This window comes from Blautia sp. HCP3S3_H10_2 (assembly GCF_052122375.1).
Classification (GTDB): Bacteria; Bacillota; Clostridia; order Lachnospirales; family Lachnospiraceae; genus Blautia_A.
Genome location: NZ_JBQKCL010000002.1, coordinates 40,155 through 59,696, shown reverse-complemented (window position 1 = coordinate 59,696; position 19,542 = coordinate 40,155). Strand labels below are relative to the sequence as shown.

Sequence of the window (19,542 nt, the reverse complement as noted above, 5' to 3'; positions counted from 1 at the left end):
GTTTGAAATCAGGTAATAGGGAAGAAGGATAGGCATGATGGAGAAGGGCAAAGAAGAAGAGAATAAACCACTGAATCTTTTCAGGAAATTTAGAAATAGCTATATTTTTCCATGCATGATATTATGCCTGGGACTTATAGCTTTTTTTCCTGTAAAAATATGTGCAGAAAGTCAGAAGACAGTCCGGGTAGGCTATTACTTTTCTCATAATTTCCAGGAGGGCACCAGTGATGATGAGGTGAAAAGCGGATACAGCTATGAGTATCTACAGAAGCTTGCATCTTATACAGGCTGGAAATATGAATATGTGTATGGAGACTGGTCAACACTTTATGAAGAGCTGGTTTCCGGTGAGATTGACCTGATGGCTGGAATCGCGTATTCTTCTGACCGGATCCAGTTGATCCGTTATCCGGATGCGCCAATGCTTAATGAGACTTTCTATATTTACAAAAATGCTGATGATGACTCCATAAAATGTGGTGATATGAATTCCTACAAAGGGAAAAAGATCGGGACCCTGCGAAACAACCAGCGAATGACTGCTGCTCTTGAAAAATGGAAGATACAGAATTATGTGGATATTGAAATTGTCTATTATGACGATCTGCAAACCTGTGCACAGGGATTTAATAACAAGGAAATAGATGGTTTTGTAAGTGCAGACAATGTTGTCTCTTCTTATTTTGGGATTAATCCTGTGGAAAAAATAGGCAAACAGCCTTTCTACATCTGCATTGCGAAAGACCGTCCGGATCTTCTTAATGAACTGAACATGGCTATGAATATTATAAATGAGCAGGACTCAGCAGATCTGGATGACCTGAAAAATAAGTACTATACGGAAACTACAGTCAGTGTTTTTCTGTCTGAAAAAGAGCAGAAATGGATGGATGAGCATGAGAAAATCGTAGTGGGTTATCTGGATCATTATCTGCCATACTGTGATACCCAGAAAGATGGATCTGTAACGGGACTTCTTTGTGATATTGTTCCGGATATGTTTCAGGCTCTTCCTGGAAATTATAAGCCGGAAATCGTATATCAGCCATTTGAAGACCAGAACGATATGCTGGAATGTCTGAAAAATGGTGATCTAGATATGATTTTTCCGGTAAGCGACGGCAAATGGTACTCAGAGCAGAATGGTTTTGTCCAGAGTTCTGCTGTAGTGGAATTTCCCATTTCTCTCGCTTATAAAGAGCCCTATAAAGAGGGGATTACGGATAAAATAGCGGTAAACAGGAATAATCTGCGTCAATACTGGTATACTATATCCAATTATCCGGATTCTGAAATCCTTCCCTATGATTCTGTTGAAGAATGTGTCGAAGCAGTAAGCTCCGGGGAGGCAGGGAGCACATTGCTTGGAGCACTCCGTGTCAGTCAGCTCCTTCACGGGGAACGGAAAATGAATGTGATCACACTGACTGATGAAGAGAAGGTCTGCTTTGGCGTTGCCCATGGGAACAGCGGTATGCTTCAGGTCGTGAACCATGGCATAAGCGTTCTTGGCGAGAGCTATGGTCTCAATCATACTTACCGGTATCTGAATACCCTGTCTACATATACTCTGACCGATGTGATACAGGATCATGTATGGCTGTTTACAGGAATCATGTCAGCTATATTATTACTGATCATCTGGTATTTTATCCGGCGGGAACAGGCACAGCAGGCAGCTGCCAGAAAAGAGCAGAAGCATAAAGAACTTCTGGAGGAAGCTCTTGGAGCTGCCAGACAGGCATCAGTGGCAAAGAAGGTATTTCTTCAGAACATGTCCCACGATATCCGTACACCTATGAATGCAGTAGTTGGTTTTACCAATCTTGCTATTCAGTCCGGGGATGATTCCGAAAAGGTACAGGACTATTTGTCGAAAATCAAAGTATCAAGTGAACATCTTCTTGGTATCGTAAATGAAGTACTGGAGATCAGCAGAATCGAAAGCGGCCAGACGAAGCTGGACGAGAATATATGCAGCATCAGGGATATTGTAGATGAGACCAGCGTGATCATCAGCAATCAGGCACAGGAGAAGAATCAGATATTTACGATAGATATTTCGCAGATCCAGAATTATTATATATATTGTGATAAACTACGCATGAAGGAAATTCTGGTTAATCTTCTTGGAAATTCTGTGAAATACACCCAGACGGGAGGAAGGATTTCTCTTCGGATCCTTCAGTTCCCTTGTAAACACAAAGACTATGGAAATTATGAAATACGTGTAAAAGACAACGGTTGCGGCATGAGTAAGGAATTCCAGAAAAAAGTGTTCCTGCCATTTGAGAGACAATCTACCTCTACGGTAAGCGGAGTGCAGGGAACCGGACTTGGTATGACCATCATAAAAGGATTTGTGGATCTGATGGGCGGTACGATCCAGATTGATTCCGAAGAAAACAAGGGAACTGAGATCGTAGTGAAATTGTGCCAGAGACTGGCAGATGCCCCGGCAAAGATCAGCCAGACCAGAGAATTTTATCCACCTGAAATTTTTGCTGGTAAGCGAATCCTTTTGGCGGAGGATAATATTCTGAACCGGGAAATCGCAGTTGCGATTCTGGAGGATTCAGGTCTTCTGGTGGATGTGGCAGAAAATGGGGCAATTGCAGTAGAGAAAATAATAAAATCTTCTCCAGGTTATTACACAGCAGTTCTTATGGACATTCAGATGCCTGTAATGGATGGATATACAGCTACCCGCAAAATCCGCGAACTATCGGATCCGGATCTTGCAGAGATACCTGTTATTGCGGTTTCAGCGAATGCATTTGATGAAGACAGGGAAGCCTCAAAAGAAGCCGGAATGGACGGACATCTGGCGAAGCCGATCAGTGCAGAAGAGCTTATGCTTACACTTGGGAAGATTATATACAAGAAATAAAGATTGTTTAAAAGGCTCTGGAGTGTGTTTGAAACACGGTCCGGAGCCTTTTTGCGCATGGACTAATGACGCCTGCGATATTCTCTTGGGCTGCAGCCTTTTATCTTCGCAAACACCTTGGAATAGTAATTGGAATCTGTAAACCCGGCATTTTCAGCAGCATCGCTGATAGGTTCTCCGGCGTTCAGATCTTCCAGACTGCGTTCAATCCGGTATTCCTGGAGAAAAGCAAACAAAGTTGTATTCATGTGACGTTTAAACAGCCGGGTACATTCACTTTCACAAAGATGAATGTGTTTGGCAATGTCGTTTAGAGTGATTTTGTCTCTATAATGGGCTTCAATATACGATAAGATTTTTTTGATGCGGTCATATTCCAGGGAACTTTTCCGGGAAATCTGTGGTTCATAGGTTATATGCTCCAGAAGAAGTCGCCACATGGACTGAAGGCAGATGGTAATATCCAGCTCATAAAAATCCGGTTTGTTTTTATCCAGGGAAATAATATGCAAAAGATGCTCACGGAATGGTTTATGCCAAGGCTCACTCTGATCAATGCAAAGAGCAGGAAGCCTGGAATCCTGAATAACAGGATCTACATATTTACTGTTGATTGTGCTTTGGAAAAATCCATAGATCAACCGGGTATCGAAGGTTACAGGAATATAAGAACAGTCCTCCTGATTCTCCATGTTTCCGGAGTGAAGAACTCCGGAATTGTTGAACAGAATATCCCCTTCGCCTAGATGGTATACAAGATTATTGACTTTGTAGCACATGCTCCCTTTTTGCACATAGGTTATCTCAATTTCCGGATGCCAGTGCCACATAAAAGAACCGGATTCGTATTCGGAAAGCTTCTGGTAACTGACCAGGAAGGGGAAATGTTCGTCCCCATGCTGCTTTAGCTCTTTTTGAAACTGGTTGGTGATGATCTGCTCAGACATAGCCATCCTCCTTGCTTTGAATACTACATTCATTTATTTTTGCAGCTGGTTGCTTTCATTTACTTCATTTTTGAAGAATTCCATAAATTACCCATATAATTTGCCAATATTATACAATACCAAGATATAAAAGCGCAATATATTCCTTATTTTTATCATGTTAGTCAAGGTAATATTTAGTAAACAGAGGTTATAATAATAAATAACTTGATGAAGTTACATCGGACGAGAAAGAAAGTAGTAAATATTATAAGAATCTTAACAAATCAGGAGAGTGAAATTATGAATTTACCAGAAAAGACAAGCCTTGAAAAAATCTATGGAGAGAGCACCATCTGTGCAGCCCGTTTCCAGAACCTTGCTGAGAAATTTACGAAAATTTATAAACATGATCATGCAGATTTCTTTACATCTCCAGGAAGAACAGAAATCATTGGAAACCATGTGGATCACAATGGCGGCAAGGTTATTGCCGGAAGTATCAACCTGGATACTATCGGCGTGGCAGCGCCAAACGGAACAAATGTGATTCACATTACAAGTGAGGGTTACAGAGATGAAATCGTAGTGGATCTTGAACGGATCAGCCGGGCCAATTATCCGAAGGGAACCTTTGCACTGGTTGCTGGTATGATGGAGGGTGCGAAGAAAAACGGATTTCAGACAGCTGGTTTTGATGCATATGTAAGCACAAATGTTATCGCAGCAGCCGGAGTTAGTTCTTCTGCTTCTTTTGAAATGCTGGTCTGCGTAATCATTGATTATTTCTTCAATGAGAGTAAAATGACTTATACAGATTATGCAAAGATCGGCCAGTATGCAGAAAATGTTTACTGGGATAAGGCTTCCGGTATGATGGATCAGATGGCATGTGCTGTTGGCGGCCCGGTTCTTTTTGACTTTGCTGACAGAAACGACCTGAAATACAGCAAGCTGGATTTTTCCTTTGGAAAATTTGGACACAGACTGGTGATCGTAAATACAGGAAAGGGTCATGCAGACCTTAGCCAGGAGTACTCTGAGATTCCAGGTGAGATGAAAGCAGCAGCGAAGGTACTTGGCGCAGAACTTCTTCATGAGACAACTCTTGAGAACCTTCTGGCACATGTAAATGAGATCACGGATGACAGAGCTGTTCTTCGTGCAATTCATTTCTTCGAAGAGACTTCACGTGTAGAACGTGCAGCAGAAGCGATCAAAGAGGCGGATTACGAGGAATTCCTGAAGCTGCTGGATGAGTCCGGTACTTCTTCCTGGGAGCTTCTTCAGAACTGCTATTGTATCAAAGACTGCCATGAGCAGAAGATCCCGCTTGTCCTTGCTCTTACCAGACTGTTTTTGAATAAGATCGGCGGCGGTATCTGCAGAGTACATGGCGGTGGATTTGCAGGAGTAATTGCCACAGTCATTCCGGAAAAAGAGATGGATAATTATGTAGAATATATTTCCCGGTATGTAGGAAGAGACAATGTTTATCCGATGGATATCCGCGCGGTAGGAGCTGCTCATATTAACTAAACAGACATCACCATGAATGAAAGGCGATTATTCCGCGCCTTTGGTGCTCTTACAATCGCCGACTGTATTAGTAATATGGAGCCTTTTTCAAGCATGCTCCAGAAATGGGGATAAATATGGAGAATATAACTTCTGTAAAAGGGGAAAAAACCAAATACAAGCTGGCGTATTCCATGAAGGAATGTATGCGGACAACACCTGTTGAAAATATTACCGTAAAGCAGATCGTAGAAAACTGTGGACTTACCAGACAGACATTTTACCGCAATTTTCTGGATAAATATGATCTGATCAACTGGTATTTTGACAAGCTTCTTTTAAAATCCTTTGAACATATGGGACAGGGACGGACGGTATCTGATGCGTTAGTTAAGAAGTTTACTTATATTCAGGAGGAACAGTCCTTTTTTGCAGCAGCTTTTCGCTATGACAGTCAGAATTCCCTAAGACAGCATGATTTTGAGCTGATTCTTGATTTCTACGAAAATCTGATTCGTACAAAAAACGGAAAAATTCTTGATGAAGATACCCATTTCCTTCTGGAAATGTATTGCCAGAGTTCCATTTACATGACTATAAAATGGGTCCTTGGGGAACTGAATTGTACACCGGAAAAGCTTGCACAGATTCTTGTGAAAGGTATGCCAGGAGTGCTTGAGGAACTTTTCACAGAGTTAGGCATATTGAATTGAGCGAAAATTGCCAAAAAGATATATTTATATTTGTGATTAATAGACAAAGTTACAGAAAAAGTGACAATTCACCGTATCTGTAACTTTTCTTTTTATCTTAATGTTGTTAATATAATAACAAAGTTAAGGCGTAAATCGCAGAAAGGAAGCTTGTTTATTATGGCAAACAGAATTAATTTAAACGGTACTTCTTATCATGGAGCAGGAGCAATTGCAGAAATTGCAAATGAAGCAAAGGCACATGCATTCAAAAAAGCATTTGTCTGCTCTGATCCGGATCTGATCAAATTCAATGTAACAAGCAAAGTTACAGATATTCTTGAGAAAAACGGTCTTGAGTATGAGATCTATTCTGATATTAAAGCAAACCCGACCATCCAGAATGTCCAGAATGGTGTAGCTGCATTTAAGAAATCAGGTGCAGATTACATTGTAGCAATTGGCGGTGGTTCTTCCATGGATACAGCAAAGGCAATCGGTATCATCATTGCCAACCCGGAATTTGAGGATGTAAGAAGCCTTGAGGGTACTGCACCTACAAAGAAACCATGTGTTCCGATTATTGCTGTTCCGACTACAGCAGGTACCGCAGCAGAGGTTACCATCAACTATGTTATCACTGATGTTGAGAAAAAGAGAAAATTCGTATGTGTAGACCCACATGATATGCCGATCATCGCAGTTGTAGATCCTGAGATGATGTCCTCTATGCCAAAAGGCCTGACTGCTTCCACTGGTATGGATGCTCTTACACATGCAATTGAAGGTTATACAACAAAGGCAGCCTGGGAGATGACAGACATGTTCCATCTCAAAGCAATCGAACTGATCTCCAAATCTTTAAGAGGGGCTGTTGACAACACCAAAGAGGGGCGTGAAGGAATGGCTCTTGGCCAGTACATCGCAGGAATGGGATTCTCCAATGTGGGACTTGGAATCGCTCATTCCATGGCACATACATTAGGTGCTGTATACGATACTCCTCATGGTGTTGCATGTGCTATGATGCTTCCGATCGTTATGGAGTACAACCAGGAGTGCACTGGTGAGAAATACCGTGAGATTGCAAGAGCAATGGGTGTGAAAGATGTTGATTCCATGACTCAGGAAGAGTACAGAAAAGCTGCTATTGATGCAGTCAGAAAACTTTCTGTTGATGTTGGAATCCCGACGAAGCTGGAAGCAATCAAAGAAGAAGATCTCCAGTTTCTTGCAGAATCTGCCCATGCAGATGCCTGCGCACCAGGAAATCCGAAAGATGCAAGCGTAGAAGATCTGAAAGATCTGTTTAGAAAGATTATGTAAGATATCGCCATACAGATAAAATTGTAAAAGAAAAAGGGCTGTAAATACCCGGATACCAGTTTATGGATCTGGAATATTACAGTCCTTTTCTATTATTTATTACTCATCCAGTTTGATTTTTTCTTTCAAAACTACGCAGCCAGCCATGTCGCCGATAACGTTGACACAGGTAGCGCCCATATCGCAGAGGGTATTAATACTTATGTACACACCCATAACCCCTGCCGGAATACCTGCCATAGTTGCCAGGGCAGCGAAAGAAGCAATAGCACCGCCTGGAATGCCAGGAGTTCCTACAGAAAGAAGCACATTTGCCAGAAGGATCACGATCATCATGGAAATGCTCACATTGATTCCGCATGCATTTGCAAAGAACATGATCATGAAAGACATAAGGATGGAAACGGCATCCATGTTTACTGTAGCGCCAAGAGGAATAGCAATACTTGTGATCTTGTTGGATACGCCCATCTCATCCTCCATACATTGCTTGCTGATGGGAATAGTTGCAGAACTGGAGCAGGTTCCAAACGCATTCAGGGCAGCCGGAAGCATTGCCTTGAAAAATTTGACCGGGCTCTCCTTGCCAATGAATTTCACAGAACCACCGTACACAATAAAGGCAAATCCAAAGAATGCAATGTACAGAATGATCAGCTGTGTAGCCAGGGAAATAATAGTTTCAGTACCATTTGCTTCAACAACTGGAACGATGGTACAGAATACACCGATCGGTGTGAAATACATAACGGTACTGATAACCTTCAGACAAACTTCATTGCAGGAGTCAATCACCTTCAGAAGGGGTGCACCTTTTTCGCCGATGGCGATCAGGGTAAATCCAACGATTACTGCGAATACAAGAACCTGAAGCATATTGCCGTTTGCAAATGCGGCAACCGGATTAGATGGAATCAGGTTTTTGATGGTATCCAGGATACTGGTCATTTCTGTGGCCTGGATATCAGAGGTGGCCATCTCGAATTTTACATTTTTTCCAAGATTGATCAGTCTTGGAATGATCAGTCCGGCGAGACTTGCAAGAGCAGTGGTGCATAAAAAGAAGATCATGGCGCCTGCAGTGATCTTGCCTGTAGTACGTGCATTTCCGATACTTGTGATACCCATGATGATCGAACAGAATACCAATGGAAAAATCATCATATTCAGCGCATTCATATAAATGCTTCCCACCAGGCTTGTAACAGTAAGCACCGGGGCGAATCTGTCTGCCAGAAAAAGTCCGGTAAGAATACCAAGAATCAGTCCGGCAAAAATTGCGGTTGTGATATGTTTTTTATACCACGTGTAGAAATTTTTCATTTGTTCCCTCCTTGATCCCTTGGCTATTTGGCGTTTCTTATCAAATAACCAAAAATATTGATATATTTTACCATATTTAGAAAGAACAGATGTTACAAATGTTTTACACTATTATGTATACAAGGCACATATGAAAAGTATTTCCGCCTCATGTTTTTGGACCTGTTACCTCTGAAAAAGGACTATGAAAAGCCAGAATCATCTAGACGACTGGCTGTCTGCATGTTATACTAAAAACAAAAGAATTGCTGGATTATAGACGGAAAGCTGAGATGGCAATTTTCGTATATGGTCCAGCTTTTTACTATGAATGTCCTGTGCGGCAGCCATGAATCCAGCATGCTTGCATGTTGGATTTATGGATATCGCACAGGCTAAACTGTATAAGTAAGTAGGGCGATAGCCCGGATTACGAATGCAGTGGTTTAGTATCCATCTGGTAAAAACAAAGGAAGAAAACAAATGTCAAAAGATTACGAAGAATTATTTGAAAGTATCCCCTGCGGAATTCTGCATCTGGAGCTTCCCTTTGGAAATACTTGCAAGATCTACAGAGCGAATCCACGTGCGGAACAGGTTATGAAGACCGTATTAAAAAGTGGCGGCATTATGTCTGCAGAGGCCTATCTGGATGAGGATAATATGAAATATGCCCATGAGATCCTGCGGAATCTGAAAACTCCGGGAGATCAGTCCCATTTCCTGTTAAAGACCTATAACAGTGCCATTGAAGGCGATGTGAAACTGATCTGCATGGAAAATGGTCATGAATTGCTGCAATGCATGTTCATGGAAGTAGGCGAAGAAATAGAAGCCAGGAGAAGAGAAGCCCGGCAGAAGGAAGTATTGGAGAGAGTTTTAAATTCCATAAATTGCGGCGTTCTCCGTTTCACCTTCGAAAATGGGGAACAAAAGATTACACTTATCAATCCTGCCGGTGTCAGACTTCTTGGTTTTGAGAAAAAAGAACAATGCGAGAATTCAAGGATGAAATTCATGGCGAGCTGATGAAGCCCTCTGGCAGCTATTCAGAATTGATAAAGAGCTGGAATTATATGAGGGCAGTCTGCGAGTCCGCTCCAGAAAACATCGATCTTGGCATTTCCTTTTTCGAAAGTCTGTACCAGAAAGGAATCGAATCCTGGGAACAGGATTATCGCCAGACCATTCAGGGCGAAGACAAGGCCGGATATTTCCGTGTGGTACTTCTTCTTACCGGAAGCGAGGGAAAACTTAATTATGTCACAATGGCGATCAGGGATATTACGGAAATCCATAAGAAAGAGATGGATGAAAGAGAAGCGCTGAAGGCAGCATGTGAAGCCTCCAGACAGGCAAGCAGGGCAAAAACGGATTTCCTTTCCAATATGTCCCACGACATCCGTACTCCTATGAATGCAATTTCAGGCTTTACCCAGATTCTGGAGCGTCATCTGGACTCCCCTGAGATTCTGAAAGAAAACATTGTAAAAATCAAGAAATCCACCCAGATTTTACTGGACCTTATAAATAATGTTCTGGATGTGAGCCGAATAGAAAGCGGTAAGGTTGTTCTTGATGAACAGCCGTTGAAGCTTACAGAGCTTACAGAAGAAATTACAGATCTGATCCGGCCATCTGTTGCGAAGCATGGCCATCATTTTGTCACAGAGTTTAATCTGCCTGAGGAGCTGTTCCTTGGGGATGCTGTGCGCATCCGGCAGATTCTTGTAAATCTGTTGTCAAATGCTGTGAAGTTTACTCCGGATGGAGGGGAGATCCGCTTCTTAGCGTGGAGTAGTAAAAATGAAAATACCAGATACACAAGCATTCATTTTCAGGTAAGTGACAATGGGGTAGGAATGTCACAGGAATTCCAGCAGCATGTATTTGAACCATTTGAGCGCGCTCATGAGACAGAGAATCTTCAGGGAACCGGTCTTGGAATGACTATTACCCGGAATCTGATCCATCTGATGAACGGAGCAATTGAGCTTTCCAGTGAGCCTGGTAAGGGAACCTGTTTTTATGTAATGCTTCCATTAAGAGAAGCAGAACCATATCAGGAATCTCAGGAAGATCTGGAGTTAAATGACAGTGCACCTGACTGGAGAGGAAAGAGAATCCTGGTTGTAGAAGACAATGAACTGAATATGGAAATCACCTGTACATTTCTGGAAGAAACAGGAGTTTCTTATGAAAAAGCAGTAAATGGCAAAATGGCACTTGAAATGTTCGAAAATTCTTCGAAGGGCTACTATGATCTGATCCTTATGGATGTGCAGATGCCAGTGATGAATGGATATGATGCAACAAGAAGGATCCGGGAAAGCCAGCATCCGGATTCCCTTAATATTCCCATTATTGCCATGACAGCCAATGCTTTTTCCGAAGATATTTTTGCAGCCAGACAGGCTGGTATGAATGAACATCTTTCTAAACCAATTGAGCTTTCTAAGATGTATCATGTTTTGAAGCGCTGGATATCCAGGGAAAGTGCAGGAAAGGAAACAGTATGAAATACATTGTTGATGAAAACGGCAACTGGCTTTTAATGCAGACCGAAATTCGCGACCAGGAAAAAATGGGAGATTTATGCGAACAGGAGATGAAAGAAAAGGACATTTCTTTTGGCGTTATATGGGCGAAGGATCCAGCCGGATGTAAATTCAGTATCAGAAGCCAGACAAACGAGGTGCGCGCTGACGAAGTGGCCGAATATCTTGCCAAGTCTGTTGGCGCTGGTGGCGGACAGGCTGCCAATGCAGGAGGTTTCCTTGCGGAATGCCTGCTTCTGGTGCATCACCAGAACGCTGATTACGAAAACTATTTTCGAGAAAATCTGGAAAGCTATTTTTCCAGATTTGATATTGTGCGCTCTGAAGAATATAAAGCAGATCTGAAGCAGATGAAGCGCTATCAGAAGAAAAAAACAAAGCTTGGCGTGGTTCATACATCTGATTTTCTCAAGGAAGGCACACCAATCCTTGTGCGTACCATGGAAGGAGACATGGAATGTGTCAGTGCAAAAGATCTCTATATAATGATTGGAATAGATGGGGAAGTATATCCTATCCGTCAGGAGAAATTCCAGAATTCTTATGAATACACAGAAGGTGCACCGGAATATAAAAGCGAAAAAGAACCTGTGATCCATAATACGATCACAGGGGAAGAATATCAGCTTATCCCGTATATAAGAACCTGTCAGGCAAAAGGTGTGTATTCTATTTTTGCCAGACAGCTTACAGAATCCACGAAGGTCTTTACCCAGTGGGACAGGTACAAATACCTGAAAGGGGATAAGGGAGATTATATCGCGGTTCGTGAGGACGACCTGTCAGATATTTATATTATTGAAAAATCTGTATTTTTACGAAGCTACGAGAGGTGTGACTAATGGAGAACTGGAAATACACCGCCTTTATCAGTTACAGACATGGCGGAAATGATGAATTTGTGGCAAAGACTTTACATACAATGCTGGAAAACTACCGTGTTCCTGGAAAGCTTGCTGCAAAAATCGGCAAAAAGAGAGTGGGCAGGATTTTCCGTGATGTAGATGAGCTTCCAAGCTCCAGCAGTCTGTACAATAATATTGAAGAAGCTCTGGGACAATCAGAGTATCTCATTGTGATCTGCACTCCAAGGCTTAAAGAATCCAAATGGTGCATGAGGGAGATCGAGTTATTCCAGAAGCTTAGGGGAAGCGATCATATTATTGCCGTATTGGCAGAAGGTGAACCAGAGGATAGTTTCCCGTATGCGATCACTCATAGAATCGTAGATGGAGCAGAGATAGAAGTAGAGCCGCTGGCCGCAGACGTAAGAGGCGAAAGCCAGGCCAGGCAAAAGCGCAAAATGAAGGTAGAACAGCTGCGTATTCTTGCGGCTATGCTGCACTGCGAGTTCGACCAGCTCCGCCAGCGCGAGAGACAGCGTAAATTACAGAGAGGGATTACTGCTGGCAGCGTTTGTTTTGCTGTAGTCTGCGCTTTCCTGGCACAGATGGTACGGGAAAATGTGAAACTGCAGAACCAGGTGAAAAAAACACAGTCTGCCCAGTCGTACCTTCTTTCAGAATATTCGGATACCGCTTTTTCCGCAGATAATCCTAAGCTTGCAGCTATGCTGGCCCTGGAAGGGCTCCCGGAAAATCTGGGAAATGACCGTCCTTTTGAGGGTGCGGCTATGGCATCCCTTACAAATGCTTTGCAGACTTATAGCTATCAGAAAGGTTATATAGCCAGAAATAACGTTAGCACACAGACTATGGATGCCCTTAAGGTTAGTCCCTATGACGATTATGTGGCATACGTGGATCTGACAAGTGCAGATGATTATTCTATTCATTTTTATGATATAGAAGCAGATAAGACAGTAGCGGATTTCCCAGCAGACCCGTATTATTGCGGGCATCAGAGCTGTAATTCCAAGATTGCATTCTTTGGAGACCATCGCTGTGCCATTGCAGGAGAAGAGGGAATCCAGATCCTTGATATGAATACCTTTGATGTGCTCTGGGAAGGCACTTATGCAATGACGGTAAGCGTAAACAAAGATGAGACAGTGATCAGTGCTTTTGATGCAGATGCAAAAAAGCTTACCTTTTATACCACAGAGGGGGAATTGATTTCAGAGTGTAGTTTTGACTGCGATGACGGCATGTATTATGGAATGAGTGATGATGGAAAATATGCTGCATTCAGTGAATTCTGGGAAGAAGACGATGTCATGAATACTCTTTATATCATAGATGTGAAGAGCGGTGAAATTGTAAAGAAGCTGGATGATAGAAAATATATAAATATTGTATACAATGACACTTCCTGGACAGGTCATCAGTTAGTATTCCTGGATAGTGCTGATTTGTGCTATTGCAGTCTGAATATGGACGAAGGTAAGGTTTACCCTACAGATACACAGATCACAACAGATATCTGTTATGTAGATCCTGACAGGGAAATGTTTTATTACCGCAATGCGTCCGAGCTTGCCTGCGCAGACATAAAAACAGGAAAAGTACTGCATGCCTATAGGACCTCTAATAATATTACAGATGCAGAATATATTGGGGATGACGACGAGATTACTTTTGCAGTCTGCACCAGTGACGGAGCTGTGGAATATGTAGATTATACTGATATCCCCTACATAATTGGAAGTCTTCCAGGTGATGGAAACGGCTGTTCGGAAGTACGTGCAGGAAAAAAATATATTGCCACTTACAGGTTGAATTCTTATGAATTCCGTATTTATCAGCTGAATGACAGAACCGCAGCCAAGACAGGCACTATGAAAAAAGGCGCCAATGAAACCATTGACTATGTTATCCGACGGAATGACTTGATGATGGTAAATTGCAGTACCAATTCCTATGCAGTTGACCTGTCTACTTTAAAAGGCGCCCAGTTCAATCAGAAAGTATCCTATATGAATGTGGTGAATGATTCCCTGGTAAGCTGTAACAATCTGGACGGAACCATCACAGTCTATGATGCGGAAAGTGGAGAACTGGTGAAGGAACTTCCAGATGGAACAGATGGAAATCTTGAAGTTAATGGTGCGTTTATGGTAGAAGATGGTCTCTTGAAAGAGTATGACTATGAGAAATCAGATGAAAGTGCCGAAGACCTGGAACCAGCTCATACAGAAGAGGTTCCGCAGAACTGTAAAAATGCATATATTTCTGTGTCCGGTTATTTAATTGAAATACTGGGAGGAGACGATGGCGTGGATACGATATGTATTCTGGATCCAGATCGAAAAGAGATCCTTTCTCGGAAAATCACAAATTTCAGCGGCAGTGCAGTGGACGATTATGTTCTTTATCAGCCAGCTGGTGAGAAGGAATATGTTCTGTATAATTATGCAGAAAAACGGGAAATTACAAGAATTGATCTGGGTAACTTCTCCTGGGCGGATAACATTCCAGGCTATACACTTCTTTGCAGTAGTGACAAAGGTGCTTTTGTGGTGGATAATTCTACCGGAGAGGTAGTACTGACGATTGCAAAGGCAGATACTTTGTACCATTTCTCTGCACCGGAAGGTCAACCGTATTTTGCAGCTCTATATCTTTCTGATAATGGTGAGACAAGACTGGATATCTATAGCAAGGACGCTACAGCTTCCCCCATTGCAAGCATAAAGGGCGGTCTTGGAATGAATGAGGATGGCGAGGTTGTAATCTACGACGGTGTACAGACTTTATATGCTGTGACCTTTCTTTCTATGGATGAAACTTACCAAAAGGGCGAGGAATTCCTTGGAGGTCAGAGCCTGACCGAGGAGCAGAAAAGAGCTTATCACTGTGAGTGATGAATCCATAATAGATTTTGAGGCAGAGCGTGTTTCATGCACGCTCTGAAATTAAATTTTACCACTTTTTTACAATGTGATGAAAAATAAGGATGTGAGCCATATAAAACGGTTAATTTTTCATGTTGACGTGAACAGCGCATTTCTTTCCTGGGAAGCTGCCAGAAGAGTAAAGGAAGGTCTGCCGGATTTGCGGGAAATACCATCTGCAGTAGGCGGGGATCCAAAGACGCGGACCGGGATTGTAGTTGCCAAGTCCATTCCGGCGAAAAAATACGGCGTACAGACGGGAGAACCAGTTGCCATGGCCCTTCGGAAATGCCCCAATCTGGTAGTTGTTCCAAGCGATTTCCGCTTGTACACCAGGAACTCCCAGGCGTTCAAGGCAATCTGTAAATCTTATGCGCCTGCAATGGAATCCTTTTCCATTGATGAGGTATTTCTGGATATGACAGGAACCTCCCTGATCTATCCGGATCCGGTTGCAACGGCGCATGAAATAAAAGATAAGATTTATGAAGAACTTGGCTTTACGGTAAATGTAGGGATTTCCACGAATAAGCTGCTTGCGAAAATGGCCTCGGATTTTGAGAAGCCGAATAAAGTGCATACTCTTTTCCAAGAAGAAATTCCGGCAAAAATGTGGCCTCTTCCCATAAGAGACCTGTTATTCCTGGGAAAAGCCTCAGAGAAAAAGCTGATCGATTTTGGAATCCGTACCATTGGCGAACTGGCACGTGAAAAAGAATCTACCATACAGAATCTTCTGGGAGAAAAAACAGGACATCAGCTTTACCAGTATGCCAGAGGCATTGATGATTCTCCTGTTCTGGAGGTGCCTGAAGAGAGTAAGGGCTTCAGCGTGGAGAAAACCTTTAATGACGATATTGTATCCATGGAGCAGATTCAGCCAATTCTGCTGGAACAGTGCGATGTGGTAGCTACCAGAATGCGTCGCAAGGGGAAAAAGTGCACCTGCATTTCCGTCACCTTCCGCACTCTTGATTTCAAAAACAGATCCCATCAGATGAAGCTTGCCAATGCTACAGATGTGACAGATGAAATATATACCAATGCCAGGCGGCTTTTTACAGAGTTCTGGAAAGAACAGCCGCTGCGGCTGATCGGAGTGGCACTTACTGGGCTTACAGAGGATGGCTTTGAACAGATGTCCTTGTTTGAAGACACCAGGAAGAGGGAGCAGCGCCAGAAGCTGGATGCAACCATGGATGCCATCCGCATGAAATTTGGAAATGATAAAATTACAAGGGCAAGTATTATGAACAGTAATGCCGGGATTGGACGGAAGGCGAAAGCACAAATGGAGTCAGATAATGAAAAGTAAGAGCCTGTTTGTATAAGCAGGCTTTTTTCTTGACATTTTTTTTAGATAAAACTAAAATATACAATTGTGTTTTATTTGGGAAAAGAAAATTAATTACAAATCATAATGAGGAAGAGAAGACAATGAATATAATCGAGACATTTGGTCATTATGTAGAAAACCTGACAGATACAAATCCTAAAACTGCCCAGTGGCTCTTAAAAACCGGCTGGGAAGCCCAGAATCTGAAATTTCGTTTTGCACCGGACAAAAAGCTGATGCCAGCTGACCGGTATCTTGCACATCTGATGATGGACACCATGCTCCATCCACTGAAAAATCCTGACAGTTCCGCAATCGTAAGTATATTTACTCCCTGTGAAATGCTTCAGGAAGTGGATTTACATCCTTATAACGTAGAAGGCTTCTCCTGTTATCTATCTGCCAGCAAAGCTGAGAGGGCTTTTTTACAGCAAGCAGAAAACCAGGGAATCGCAGAAACCTTATGCAGTTATCACAAAACCTTTCTCGGTGCGGCGAAAAAAGGTCTTTTGCCAAAGCCGAAATGTATTGTTTATACCAATCTGACCTGTGATGCAAACCTGCTTACCTTCCGAACACTGGCTGATTTTTATCAGGTACCGTCTTTTGCAATCGATGTCCCATGGCAGCAGGGAGAAGACAGTGTCCGGTATGTGGTAGATCAATTGAAAGAACTCAGTATATTTCTGGAAAAGCATACCGGGAAAAAGATCACAGAGGAAGCTTTGATTCAAAGACTTGTACGCAGTAAGAAGACATTGGAAAATTATAAAAACTTCCAGCAGGCACGGGCTGACCGTTATGTTCCATCGGATCTGGTCACACCATTATATGCCGGCATGACAAATAACCTGTTGCTCGGAACTCCGGAAGAGGAAAAATATACCAGTCAGCTTCTGAAAGATATTCAAAAGGCACCGGTTGCAAAAGGAAAACATATTTACTGGATGCACACCATTCCTTTCTGGTCGGATGCAGTACGCCAGGAATTATGTTTTAGTGAAAAAGCGCAGATTGTAGGCTGTGAGCTGGCAGAAACCTGTGAACCGGATTTTGACCCTGAAAAACCTTTTGAAGCAATGGCAGGAAGAATGGTTTATCATTCCCTGAATGGCAGCGCACTTAGAAGAATCGAAGCAGGAATCCGCCATGCGAAACAGGCCGGTGCAGATGGCGTAGTCTGGTTTGGGCACTGGGGCTGCAAGCATACACTGGGATCCGCACAGCTGGCGAAAAAGAAATTTGAGGAAGCAGGTCTGCCATTGTTGATCCTGGATGGGGACGGCTGTGACAGAAGCCACGGAGGAGAAGGCCAGACCTCCACCAGACTGGGTGCTTTCCTGGAAATGCTGGGAGGTAACAAAAATGAATAAAACCTATTATGTCTGTAAATACACCCCTATAGAGCTTCTTGAAGCTTTTGGGGGCGAAGTGGAAAACTTTAATCACATGCCAGATGGCTTTGATCTGGCAGACCAGGTAGCCCATCCTAATATCTGCGGCTTTGGAAAAACACTTCTGGAAGCTGTAATGGAGGGAAAAATAAAGGAACTGGTACTGGTAAGCTGTTGCGATACCATTCGAAGCGTATATGATATTTTGCTGGAAAGTGGAAAACTGGACTTCCTCTATATTCTGGATGTACTTCACTGTGACAGTGCCTGCAGCAGGGAGCGTATGGCAATGCAGTTAAAGGGACTGGCAAAGGCATATGGAGAATATAAAGGAACTACTTTTGATCCGAAGGCTTTTAAAGCAGCATTTCGTGCCCCGAAGAAGATCACGGAGCCGCATATTGCAGTACTGGGAGCCCGGATGGGACAGGAACTGTTTGAAATGACCAGCAAGGCAATGCCGCTGCCTGTAGAAAATGATACCTGTGTACATAACCGTTCCCTTGGAGATTGTCTGCCGCCTGAAGAATACCTTTCAACAGGAGAAGAAAGTACAAAAAGGACACCCCAGGACAATGAACTGTTAGCTGAAAATATTTCAGAGGAACAGTTTGACAGACTTATGGAATGGTATGCCGGGGAGCTTCTTGGCCAGATCCCATGTATGCGCATGCTGGATCCTGCCGGACGAAAAAAGCTTTATAATGACCCGTCTATAGCCGGGATTATTTACCATACTGTGAAATTTTGTGATTTCTATAGCTTTGAATACGCAGATATCAAGAATCACACAGATGTACCTCTTCTAAAAATAGAATCCGATTATACCATTCAGAGCAGCGGGCAGCTCCTTACCAGGCTGGAGGCATTTGCAGAGAGCATACAGCCGGAAACACTGGAGCAGACAGATCAGGGAGACAGAAAGGAAAAAAAGAAAATGGGAAAAGGATATTTTGCAGGAATTGACAGTGGTTCCACCAGTACAGATGTGGTGATCTTAAATAAAGAGCATGAAATTGTAACCAGTATTATTCTGCCGACAGGTGCAGGCGCTGCCATTGGTGCAGAAAGGGCATTGTCTGAAGCGCTTGACCAGGCTGGCTTACAAAGAGAGGATATTGATGCCCTTGTTACCACAGGTTATGGACGTACCGCGATCAAAAGCGGAGATAAAAGTATCACAGAAATTACCTGCCATGCGAGAGGAGCGCATTTCCTTGATCCAGATGTGCGTACAGTCATTGATATCGGTGGACAGGACAGCAAAGTGATCCGTCTGGATGAAAACGGAGCTGTTGCCAATTTCGTCATGAATGATAAATGTGCTGCCGGAACAGGCCGATTCCTGGAAATGATGGCCCGGACCATGGAAATGGATCTGGATCAGATGAGTGAGTGCGGCCTGAAATTTAAAGAAGATATTACCATTTCCAGTATGTGTACCGTATTTGCAGAGTCTGAGGTGGTTTCCCTGATCGCACAGAATAAGGCGACAGATGATATAGTCCATGGTCTGAATAAGGCAGTGGCAGTCAAGACCGCGGCTCTTGCCAAGCGCGTAGGCGGAGAGGAAAAGTATATGATGACAGGTGGCGTTTCCAAGAACAGAGGGCTTGTAAAGACTCTGGAAGAGAAGCTTGGAACAAAACTGGTGATCAGTGAGAAAGCGCAGCTTTGCGGAGCGCTTGGAGCAGCATTGTTTGCAGCAGATATGATGTAGGAATGCAGCAGCTGCGTTTGAAGGCTGCCCTGAAAGATTTTTGAAACAGATTTAAGATAATATATGACAGGAAAGGAATTATCT

13 protein-coding genes are annotated in these 19,542 nt (G+C 42.9%); 11 read left to right on the top strand and 2 right to left on the bottom strand.

The features are described from left to right. Positions 1-34: 34 nt before the first annotated feature. The gene (locus ACTQWB_RS02305) at positions 35-2,893 is read left to right on the top strand and encodes an ATP-binding protein (protein WP_441500167.1); all 2,859 of its coding nucleotides are present in this window, start codon (positions 35-37) and stop codon (positions 2,891-2,893) included. A gap of 62 nt (positions 2,894-2,955) precedes the next feature. On the opposite strand, the gene ACTQWB_RS02300 is transcribed toward ACTQWB_RS02305, so the two are convergent. Beyond that, positions 2,956-3,840 carry an AraC family transcriptional regulator gene (locus ACTQWB_RS02300; protein ID WP_441500166.1) on the bottom strand — a complete coding sequence of 295 codons (885 nt, stop codon included), beginning with the start codon at positions 3,838-3,840 and terminating at the stop codon, positions 2,956-2,958. Between the two features lie 282 nt (positions 3,841-4,122). On the opposite strand from ACTQWB_RS02300, the gene ACTQWB_RS02295 reads away from it, so the two are divergent. The 3 genes from ACTQWB_RS02295 (at position 4,123) to fucO (ending at position 7,355) form a co-directional block, all read left to right on the top strand. Then, entirely contained in the window at positions 4,123-5,358 is a 1,236-nt protein-coding gene (locus ACTQWB_RS02295) for a galactokinase (RefSeq protein WP_441500165.1), read from the top strand. A gap of 116 nt (positions 5,359-5,474) precedes the next feature. Next, complete coding sequence (locus ACTQWB_RS02290; protein ID WP_441500164.1) at positions 5,475-6,050, top strand: TetR/AcrR family transcriptional regulator C-terminal domain-containing protein; 576 nt, start codon at positions 5,475-5,477, stop codon at positions 6,048-6,050. Positions 6,051-6,209: 159 nt separating this feature from the next. Further along, a complete protein-coding gene (gene fucO / locus ACTQWB_RS02285; RefSeq protein ID WP_441500163.1) occupies positions 6,210-7,355 on the top strand; it encodes a lactaldehyde reductase in 1,146 nt (381 codons plus the stop codon). 99 nt (positions 7,356-7,454) lie between these two features. Here the strand turns inward: fucO and ACTQWB_RS02280 are convergent, their stop codons facing one another. Beyond that, positions 7,455-8,678, bottom strand: a complete 1,224-nt coding sequence (locus ACTQWB_RS02280) for a dicarboxylate/amino acid:cation symporter (RefSeq protein WP_441500162.1) — start codon at positions 8,676-8,678, stop codon at positions 7,455-7,457. Positions 8,679-9,140: 462 nt separating this feature from the next. On the opposite strand from ACTQWB_RS02280, the gene ACTQWB_RS02275 reads away from it, so the two are divergent. From ACTQWB_RS02275 to ACTQWB_RS02245, 7 genes are all read left to right on the top strand, one after another. Further along, positions 9,141-9,686: a PAS domain-containing protein gene (locus ACTQWB_RS02275; RefSeq protein WP_441500161.1), complete on the top strand. Its 546-nt coding sequence runs from the start codon at positions 9,141-9,143 to the stop codon at positions 9,684-9,686. After that, positions 9,650-11,176 carry an ATP-binding response regulator gene (locus tag ACTQWB_RS02270; RefSeq protein ID WP_441500160.1) on the top strand — a complete coding sequence of 509 codons (1,527 nt, stop codon included), beginning with the start codon at positions 9,650-9,652 and terminating at the stop codon, positions 11,174-11,176. The genes ACTQWB_RS02275 and ACTQWB_RS02270 overlap by 37 nt, the downstream gene beginning before the upstream one ends. Next, positions 11,173-12,057 carry a hypothetical protein gene (locus tag ACTQWB_RS02265; RefSeq protein WP_441500159.1) on the top strand — a complete coding sequence of 295 codons (885 nt, stop codon included), beginning with the start codon at positions 11,173-11,175 and terminating at the stop codon, positions 12,055-12,057. Before ACTQWB_RS02270 ends, ACTQWB_RS02265 begins: the two co-directional genes overlap by 4 nt. Further along, positions 12,057-14,978, top strand: a complete 2,922-nt coding sequence (locus ACTQWB_RS02260; protein WP_441500158.1) for a toll/interleukin-1 receptor domain-containing protein — start codon at positions 12,057-12,059, stop codon at positions 14,976-14,978. Before ACTQWB_RS02265 ends, ACTQWB_RS02260 begins: the two co-directional genes overlap by 1 nt. 94 nt (positions 14,979-15,072) lie before the next feature. After that, positions 15,073-16,323: a DNA polymerase Y family protein gene (locus ACTQWB_RS02255; protein ID WP_441500157.1), complete on the top strand. Its 1,251-nt coding sequence runs from the start codon at positions 15,073-15,075 to the stop codon at positions 16,321-16,323. Positions 16,324-16,445: 122 nt separating this feature from the next. Further along, positions 16,446-17,717: a 2-hydroxyacyl-CoA dehydratase subunit D gene (locus tag ACTQWB_RS02250; RefSeq protein ID WP_441500156.1), complete on the top strand. Its 1,272-nt coding sequence runs from the start codon at positions 16,446-16,448 to the stop codon at positions 17,715-17,717. After that, positions 17,710-19,458, top strand: a complete 1,749-nt coding sequence (locus ACTQWB_RS02245; protein ID WP_441500155.1) for an acyl-CoA dehydratase activase — start codon at positions 17,710-17,712, stop codon at positions 19,456-19,458. The genes ACTQWB_RS02250 and ACTQWB_RS02245 overlap by 8 nt, the downstream gene beginning before the upstream one ends. The last annotated feature ends 84 nt before the right edge of the window (positions 19,459-19,542 follow it).